This window comes from Paenibacillus forsythiae T98 (assembly GCF_000520735.1).
Taxonomy (GTDB): Bacteria; Bacillota; Bacilli; order Paenibacillales; family Paenibacillaceae; genus Paenibacillus_AQ; species Paenibacillus_AQ forsythiae.
Genome location: NZ_ASSC01000613.1, coordinates 1 through 8,112 on the forward strand (window position 1 = coordinate 1; position 8,112 = coordinate 8,112).

General features: G+C 57.3%; 10 protein-coding genes and 1 pseudogene. All 11 read right to left on the reverse strand.

All coding sequences use genetic code 11. The annotated features are described in order from the left end of the window. A pseudogene (locus tag L692_RS0119020) lies at positions 1-145 on the reverse strand (spore maturation protein); the annotation flags it as partial. Between the two features lie 51 nt (positions 146-196). Then, entirely contained in the window at positions 197-859 is a 663-nt protein-coding gene (locus L692_RS0119025; protein ID WP_025701655.1) for a nucleoside recognition domain-containing protein, read from the reverse strand. Continuing rightward, on the reverse strand, positions 852-2,066 hold the full coding sequence (locus tag L692_RS0119030) for a D-alanyl-D-alanine carboxypeptidase family protein (protein ID WP_051503538.1): 1,215 nt from the start codon (positions 2,064-2,066) through the stop codon (positions 852-854). Before L692_RS0119030 ends, L692_RS0119025 begins: the two co-directional genes overlap by 8 nt. Positions 2,067-2,254: 188 nt before the next feature. Continuing rightward, on the reverse strand, positions 2,255-2,728 hold the full coding sequence (gene ytfJ / locus L692_RS0119035; RefSeq protein ID WP_025701657.1) for a GerW family sporulation protein: 474 nt from the start codon (positions 2,726-2,728) through the stop codon (positions 2,255-2,257). 85 nt (positions 2,729-2,813) lie between these two features. Continuing rightward, positions 2,814-3,530 carry a DUF2953 domain-containing protein gene (locus L692_RS0119040; RefSeq protein WP_025701658.1) on the reverse strand — a complete coding sequence of 239 codons (717 nt, stop codon included), beginning with the start codon at positions 3,528-3,530 and terminating at the stop codon, positions 2,814-2,816. A gap of 168 nt (positions 3,531-3,698) precedes the next feature. Further along, a complete protein-coding gene (gene scpB, locus L692_RS0119050; protein WP_025701660.1) occupies positions 3,699-4,304 on the reverse strand; it encodes an SMC-Scp complex subunit ScpB in 606 nt (201 codons plus the stop codon). Then, on the reverse strand, positions 4,273-5,064 hold the full coding sequence (locus tag L692_RS0119055) for a segregation and condensation protein A (RefSeq protein ID WP_025701661.1): 792 nt from the start codon (positions 5,062-5,064) through the stop codon (positions 4,273-4,275). The genes scpB and L692_RS0119055 overlap by 32 nt, the downstream gene beginning before the upstream one ends. Before the next feature lie 158 nt (positions 5,065-5,222). After that, complete coding sequence (gene ribH / locus L692_RS0119060; protein ID WP_025701662.1) at positions 5,223-5,687, reverse strand: 6,7-dimethyl-8-ribityllumazine synthase; 465 nt, start codon at positions 5,685-5,687, stop codon at positions 5,223-5,225. A 73-nt stretch (positions 5,688-5,760) separates the two neighbouring features. Further along, positions 5,761-7,014: a bifunctional 3,4-dihydroxy-2-butanone-4-phosphate synthase/GTP cyclohydrolase II gene (locus tag L692_RS0119065; protein WP_025701663.1), complete on the reverse strand. Its 1,254-nt coding sequence runs from the start codon at positions 7,012-7,014 to the stop codon at positions 5,761-5,763. 46 nt (positions 7,015-7,060) lie between these two features. Then, positions 7,061-7,738, reverse strand: coding sequence for a riboflavin synthase (locus L692_RS0119070; RefSeq protein ID WP_025701664.1), 678 nt, complete (start codon positions 7,736-7,738; stop codon positions 7,061-7,063). A gap of 14 nt (positions 7,739-7,752) precedes the next feature. Further along, positions 7,753-8,112 (reverse strand): RibD family protein (locus L692_RS0119075; RefSeq protein ID WP_025701665.1); only part of this gene is annotated, 360 nt, incomplete at its 5' end.

Below are 8,112 nucleotides of genomic sequence, written 5' to 3' on the forward strand. Positions count from 1 at the left end.
GGAACACGCTGATCGCCACCATCATGCCGACCAGATGGGGAATGATTCCGATTGCCGTTCCGAAGCCTTCCTTGGCTCCGTCCACGAACGACTCGTAGACGGGAACCTTGCGGGCGTAAGCATATAAGGGAATGAAAGCGATCATGACGGGTATGGCCCAGGTTGAAATCAGGCTGATGATCTGGTACAAGGGCAATCACCCTTTCATTTGATAATGTGGCGGGGCCGATCCGCTCTGGACGGGGAAGTCGCTCTCCGCAGGCGGCCCCGGCGGCCTTCGCAGCAGATGCATCCGGCGGCACAGCCGGTCCGCGAAGATGGCGGCAAGCGTCGCAACGAAGGTTGCCGCAAGCGTCGTCCCGACGATGCCCGCCGGATCGGCGGAGCCGTAGTTCAGGCGGATCGCAATCAGCGTCGCCGGAATCAGCGTAATGCTGGCGGTGTTCAGCGCAAGCAGGGTGCACATCGCCGGGGTCGCCGTGTCCTTGTCGGGATTCAGCGTCTGCAGCTCCTGCATCGCCTTGATGCCCATCGGCGTCGCCGCATTGCCAAGGCCCAGCAGGTTCGCGCTCATATTGGACAGAATAAAGCCAATCGCCGGATGCCCTTTCGGCACATCCGGGAACAGGAAGCCGACAATCGGCCCGAGCAGCCTGGCGATAGTGCGCAGAAGTCCGGCATCCTCCGCGATCTTCATGATGCCCAGCCAGAATACGAGGACGCTGATCAGCCCGAAGCTGACCGTCACGCCATTCTTCGCGCCGTCAAAGACCGCGGCCGTAAAGGCGTCCATCCGGCCGTTCACCGCGGCGAATACAAAGCCAATTACGATCATTCCAAGCCAGATGACGTTAATCATGGGAGACGCCTCCTTCCTTCCCGATCCGGAACAGGGCGCGGAGGGCGCTGCCCGCAGCTTGCAGCCATGTATCTGCCGGATAAGCCGACGTGGAAGCGGATTTGTCCATATACGGAGACTGTTCCGGCGGCAGGCGGCCTGGATCATAGACGGGCACCTGTCCGATCGGCTTGCCGTCCAGCTTCAGCACGAGCGTTCCCCGCAGCCCGAAGCTCTTGTCGGCGCCGTCCTTGGCCGGCTTGGTCGAATTCAGAACCAGCTCCGTGACGAACCGCTCCTGTTCTCCCTGCCGGAACGGGTACGCGAAATTCAGGCCCGCAGCCAGATTGTAGCCCTCCAGCCTCTCCCCCCGCTCGATAATCGTCCTCAGCGGGAAGCGGTTGAACCCGAAATCCAGCAGCGCGGCGTGGTCGTTCCAATCATTGCCGTCATTGAGCGTAACCGCAACAAGTTGCTGTTCTCCCCGGGTGGCGGAGCTGACCAGGCAGCGCAGCGCTTTTTTCGTATAGCCCGTCTTCACTCCGTCCGCCCCGTCATAGAGCCGCAGCATTTTATTTTTATTGCTCCATTTGTAGTCCCATTTATCATAGGGATTGTCCGCCGTCTTCACCTGCGTCTTCACAATCTCCTTGAACACGGGATTATGCAGCGCATAGGCTGTCAGCTTGGCCAGATCATTGGCGGTGGAGAAATGTCCTTCGGCGTCAAGACCATGGGGATTGGCAAAATGGGAATGGGCGAGTCCCAGTTCCTCCGCCTTGGCGTTCATCAAGTGAACAAAGCCTTCCTCCGATCCGCCGACATGCTCGGCGATGGCCGTCGCCGCATCATTGCCCGAGCGCAGCATCAGACCGTACAGCATGTTCTCCAGCGTCATCTCTTCACCCATTTTAAGAAACAGGGACGATCCTTCTTTGGCAAAAGCGTTCTTGCCGACCTTGACCTTGCTGCTCAAATCGCCGTTCTCAATAGCGACGATGGCGGTCATGATCTTGGTCAGGCTGGCGATCAGCATCGACTCATCGCCATGGCTGCTGTAGAGTATCCGCCCGGACTCCACATCAATCAGCGATGCCGCTTTGGCATGGGTAGATACGCTCTCTTGCTCCGTCTCCGGTTCAGCCGCCGCAATCGGAGTGAAGAGCAGGAGCAGGCTGATGCAGACCAGGGCTGGAAAGAAACCGAAATTTACTCTCTTCATGTTCATCCTCCGGGTTCCTATCGGCATTTTGTACAAGTGTATGCTTGCACAGGGAACGGTATGTCCCTTCCTTATTGCGATGCGCAAAAAAGGATACCGCAGCTAAGCGATATCCCTATGTTTGCTGCTGGCTGCGCCGGTCAGTGCGGCATGCTCCTCATGAACGGTATTCGCGGGCCGAAGCTCCCTTTAGGTTATACCGGGGCAGGAGTTGTTACCGGTACGGGTTGCTCGGGTGCCGATGCGGATTGCGACGCGGACGCACCTCCGCCTTGGCCCGGAAACATCGACTGGATTTTGTCGATCAACCCTGGAGTGGCATCGATAATCTTCTCGAAAAGATGAGTCTGGTTGTCGAGCGGCACAATATGCACACCTTGCTGGCTGACGACAAGAAAAGCGATCGGCCGGATTGAAACCCCGCCGCCGCTGCCGCCTCCGAACGGGAGCAGCTTCACGCCGTTTTGCCCGGCCGCAGGCTTGCCGTCATCCTCTACACTGAAATCGCTGCCCCCTGCGGCAAATCCGAACGCGACCTTGCTGATCGGCAAAATAATGGTTCCATCCTTCGTTTCAACCGGCTCGCCGACGATGGTATTGACGTCGATCATGCCTTTAATATTTTCCATCGCAGTCTGCATCAGACCTTGAATGGGGTGGTCACTCATATGATTATCCTCCTTCGGCTTCTTAGGAATAGACTTCCTCGACAACGTATAGATTCCCCCGAAAGAGGCGTTACTATGTAACCACTTAAGTCAGCGCGGCTCTTTTTTCACGTTTCCGGGACCGGATTTCACGCACAAGCTCCTTCCACTGCCTGATCCCTTCATCCGCCCGCATGGCCCGGACCAGCAGCCGGATTCCCGCATACAGCACGCGTCCCGCCGATATGCTTCCGGCGCAATCTACTTCGGTGGAGAATTTCACGTCATCCTCGAACACCGGAACCACGAACAGGCGCGGACGGTGCAGGAGCTTCACCCGCTGCGAGGCCCACCCGACCAGACTCCATTTCAGCCCCCAGAGCGCCCCGGCCGCCGTGGCCGTTCCCGCCGCGTCGCCCAGCGAAAAATTGGTTGACCAGTCCAGCTTCGTTATGTGCAAATGCGACAGCGTATCGGTCATCCAGCGTTTCAGTCCTTGTGTGGCACGGAGCGCTTTTTTTCCATATTCCATCCACTCCTGGACATCATCCTTGTCGATATTGGATTCATCTTCCTTCGACGACCTCACCGGGGCAATGCCGCTCTCTTCCAGCCTGACATGCAGTCCGCGCTTAACTCCTTCGAACATGAGCACCGGCAGCGAATAATTAAGCTTGACCAGTCCGAAAAGGGCAGTAATCTTGAGCACAATCCGGTCATCCTGTCCTGTTCGATTCAGACTGAAATGAAAATAAATGCGGGAAGAGAGCAGCAAGATCAAGACAGCCAGCAGCAGGGCGCCAATCAATAGCCATAGCTTCACGTGGTAACCTCCAAGCAACCTTTGATAAGGACTCCTTGGTTTAGTATGGCAATACCGTGCTGGAAAAATTCGCATGACGCAAAGAAACGCGCTTCATCCGTTAAGGACATAGCGCGCTTCTCATTGAGATCCAGGGCCGATGGGGTCCAGGACTCTTCATGCTCATTTTCAGGGCTGCTCCACTTCATCAACTGTCACCTGGGGGGAATCCAGCTTGTCGAACAACAGCTGCGTCTCTTCTTCCAGATTGTCTCCGCTTTCCAGAACCGAAGGCTCCGGCAGCTCCTGCAGGCTGGCCAGTCCGAAGGTCTCCAGAAAAGCTTTAGTCGTTCCGTACAGGATCGGACGCCCCACGGCTTCCGCCCGCCCGACCTCCTGAATGAGATCCTTATTGGCGAGCGTATGAATCGCCCGTTCCGATTTCACGCCGCGAATCTCCTCAATCTCCACCCGGGTAATCGGCTGCCTGTAAGCGACGATGGACAGCGTCTCCAGCGCCGCCTGGGACAAGGACGCGCGGGAAGGCGAATAGGCCAGCCGCTCGAAATAAGGCGCATGCTCGGGCAGCGTCGCGAGCCGGTAGTTGCCGGCGATCTGCACGACCTGAAGACCGCGCCCCTGAGAGGCCAGTTCCTCGCGCAGCTCATCCATGGCCCCTGTAACCAGCTCCGGCCGCTGCTCGGTAATCTCGGCGATTTGCCGCGCGGACAGCCCGTCCTCCCCGGCCAGAAACAGCAGTCCCTCAATAATCGATTTCAGGCTCTTGTAATCCATCGAAGTCCTCGGCTCCTCTCCATTCCATCACAATGTCGTCAAACAGGTTCTCCTGATAGCACAGAATCGCTTTCATCTTCATCAGCTCCAGAATAGCCAGAAAGGTCGCAACGATTTCATGCCTCGCCATGCTCTCATGCAGCAGCGACGAGAACCGCAGCCGTCCTCCCTTGCCGGTTCGCCTGAGCGCCTCGGACACATCGCGGATGCGGTCTTTGACCGAGATTTCATCTCTTGTAATCCGCGCATAGGAGGAACGTCTGGCCGCCTTGCCGAGCGCCTTCCGAAACGCGGCGATCAAATCCGACGCATGAAGACCTTTCAGGGTGTTGTCGACCTGGGACGGCACAAAGGGAGCGAGATCCTCCGGCTCCTTCGTAAATATAAGGCTGCGTTCGCTTTCCATATCCATCAGCCGGGCTGCGACGCTTTTGATTTTGCGGTATTCGATCAGCCGCTGCACCAGCTCCGCCCGGGGATCATAGTCCTCCTCCTCGTAATATTCGAAATCCTCGATTTCGATTACTGGCGGCTTGGGCAGCAGCATCTTGCTCTTGATGGAGAGCAAAGTCGCGGCCATCACCAGGAACTCGCTTGTGATTTCCAGCTCAAGCTCCTGCATGGTCCGCAAATATTCCATGTACTGCTCGGTAATCTCGCTGACCGGAATGTCCTGGATGTCGATTTCCGCTTTGTCGATCAAATGCAGCAATAAATCCAGCGGGCCCTCAAACGTCTCCAGCTTGTACAATACAGTCACGAGCCAACCTCCCGCAAAAAAGTAAAGTGCAGCGCCCGGGTAAGAGCGCTACACAAGTCGTAAACTCCAAAATTAAGTTCGCTTTCTTCCTTATACATATAAATAAGCACGTTTTGGACAGGTTCGTCAATAGCGGGTTTGCCCGAATGCCCGGTTCCTTAGATCAGCTTGGAAAGATTAGCCATCTCGATCGCGGATACCGCCGCGTCCCAGCCCTTGTTGCCCGCTTTCGTTCCGGCGCGTTCGACGGCCTGCTCGATATTCTCGGTAGTCAGCACGCCGAAGATTGTCGGAACGCCCGTCTTGAGGTTAATCGCGGCCACGCCTTTGGATACCTCGTTGCACACATAGTCGTAATGCGTCGTGGAACCGCGAATGACCGTGCCCAGCGTAACGACGGCGTCATACTTGCCGCTTTCGGCCATTTTTTGCGCAATCAGAGGGATTTCGAACACTCCCGGCACCCAGGCCACGGAGATTTCGTCATCCTGTACGCCGTGACGCTTGAACGCGTCAAGCGCTCCGGACAGCAGCTTGCTCGTAATAAACTCGTTAAACCGCCCTACAACAATTCCGTATTTCAAACCTTCCGATACTAAATGTCCTTCAAAAATCTGCGGCATACTCATCAACAACCCTTCCGTAAATTAGTAGCTTATTTTAAAAAATTGGCTTGCGTGAATGAAAAATATCGGCTTACGCCTTGGAGCTCTCGTTCTGTTCGATATCATCGAACTTCAACAGGTGCCCGAGCTTGGACTGCTTGGTGTGCAGGTAATTCACATTGTCCTCGTTCTCCGGCATCTGGATCGGCACGCGCTCCACAACCTCAAGGCCGTAGCCTTCCAGTCCCTTGATTTTGCGCGGATTGTTCGTCATCAGCTTGATCCGGCGGACGCCCAGGTCCTTCAGGATTTGCGCGCCGATTCCGTAATCGCGAAGATCGGCCGGGAAGCCAAGCTCCAGGTTCGCATCCACCGTGTCCAGGCCCTGCTCCTGAAGCTTATACGCGCGCAGCTTGTTGATCAGGCCGATGCCCCGGCCCTCCTGGCGCATGTAGAGCAACACGCCCTTGCCCGCGGCTTCGATCTGGCGCAGCGCCGCTTCGAACTGCGGGCCGCAGTCGCAGCGGTGGGAATGAAACACATCGCCGGTGAGGCATTCCGAATGCACGCGCACCAGCACCGGCTCATCTCCGGAAATCTCCCCCTTGACGAGCGCGACATGCTCTTTATCATCCACTTCGTTCGTATAGGCAATCGTCTGGAACTCGCCGAAATCGGTGGGCAGGCGAACCGACACTTCACGGGTGACCAGCTTCTCCTTCTCATTGCGGTAATGGATCAGGTCCGCGATGCTGATGAGCTTCAGATCATGCTTCCTCGCGATTTCGTGCAGATCGGGGAGACGGGCCATCGTGCCGTCTTCCTTGACAACCTCGCAAATCACTGCGGCGGGATAGGCGCCGCACATCCGCGCCAGATCCACGGCGGCCTCCGTGTGGCCGCTTCTGCGCAGCACGCCGCCTTTCTTGGCGATCAGCGGGAACATATGGCCGGGTCTGCGGAAATCAAGCGGACCGGCTTTCGGGTCCATAATCGCCTTGGCGGTCAGCGAACGCTCATAGGCGGAAATGCCGGTCGTCGTATCCTTGTGGTCGATCGAAACGGTGAAGGCCGTCCCGTGAAAATCGGTATTTTGACTGACCATCGGCTTCAGATCCAGCTCCGCCGCCCGCTCCGCCGTAATCGGCAGACAGACCAGCCCGCGCCCTTCGGTAATCATGAAGTTGATGACCTCCGGCGTCGCCCGTTCCGCCAAAGCGATAAAGTCGCCTTCATTCTCGCGGTCCTCGTCATCGACAACAATCACAACCTTGCCGCGCATCAAATCATAGATAGCTTCTTCAATCGGGTCGAGGCGAATATCTTCGTTATCATATTGGCTCATTTCTTTGACCTCCCGGTTCGCTGTATATTTTCCGATTATCCGATGATTATAAAAAACCGTTCGCCGCCAAAAAATCTCTGCTGATGCGGGAGCCCGCGGCCTCTTCCTCATCCTCATTATTCTCCGGGGAGGAGCCGTAGCGGAGCAGATGATCCACATATTTGCCCAGCACGTCGCATTCAATGTTGACGCCGTCTCCGGCGCGCTTATGGGCGAGCACGGTTTCACCAAGCGTGTGCGGGATAATGGATACGGTGAACGACGAGGCCGCCGTCCCCGCCACGGTGAGGCTGATCCCGTCAATCGTGATCGAGCCTTTCGGAATAATGAACTTGAACAGGCTGCTGCGGCCCGGCGCAATCTCGAATACAACCGCGTTCTGGTCGCGCTTTACGCTCTTGATGGTTCCCGTTCCATCGACATGGCCCTGCACGATATGCCCGCCGAAACGCCCTCCGGCCGCCATCGCCCGCTCCAGATTGACCCGGCTGCCCGCCCGCAGCTCCTTAAGCGTGCTGTTGCGGTACGTCTGGGGCATGACATCGGCGGTAAAGCCGTGATCGCTTAAAGAGGTCGCCGTCAGGCAGACGCCATTGACCGACACGCTGTCGCCGATCTTGAGATCGTTCATAATAACGGAAGCATTGATGTGCAGCGCCATCACTTCCCCGCCCGAGGAAACGCCGCGCAGCACGCCGACTTCTTCGATCAATCCTGTAAACATTCCGCTTCCTCCTTCTATGCAAGCTCGGGTATGCCGCTGATGCACACATTATCTCCGAGAACTTCCACTTCCACACCCCGCAGCGTAACGGCATCCTTCATCAGCTCCACCCCGTCAAAGGCAAACGCGGCGGGCGCCGCAGCGCCCCCTCCGACTATCTTCGGAGCAAAGAAGAGCACCACACGGTCCACAAGCCCTTGCTCCAGCATCGCCCCGTTCAGCTCGCCCCCGCCTTCCAGCAGGATGGAACCGATCTCCAGTTCGCCGAGCCGGGTCATGGCGGCTTGCAGGTCGACACGCGGCCCCGCGCCGCAGCGCAGCACCTGCACCCCGGCCGCCGTCAGCGCCTCTTCCTTCGCCGTGTCGGCGGGTTC

Bases quoted from the DNA above. Each gene is read 5' to 3' on its own strand.
- ytfJ (WP_025701657.1), bottom strand. From the start codon at position 2,728: ATGAGTGACCACCCCATTCAAGGTCTGATGCAGACTGCGATGGAAAAT.
- L692_RS0119025 (WP_025701655.1), bottom strand. From the start codon at position 859: ATGATTAACGTCATCTGGCTTGGAATGATCGTAATTGGCTTTGTATTC.
- L692_RS0119030 (WP_051503538.1), bottom strand. From the start codon at position 2,066: ATGAACATGAAGAGAGTAAATTTCGGTTTCTTTCCAGCCCTGGTCTGC.
- scpB (WP_025701660.1), bottom strand. From the start codon at position 4,304: ATGGATTACAAGAGCCTGAAATCGATTATTGAGGGACTGCTGTTTCTG.
- ribH (WP_025701662.1), bottom strand. From the start codon at position 5,687: ATGCCGCAGATTTTTGAAGGACATTTAGTATCGGAAGGTTTGAAATAC.
- L692_RS0119065 (WP_025701663.1), bottom strand. From the start codon at position 7,014: ATGAGCCAATATGATAACGAAGATATTCGCCTCGACCCGATTGAAGAA.
- L692_RS0119070 (WP_025701664.1), bottom strand. From the start codon at position 7,738: ATGTTTACAGGATTGATCGAAGAAGTCGGCGTGCTGCGCGGCGTTTCC.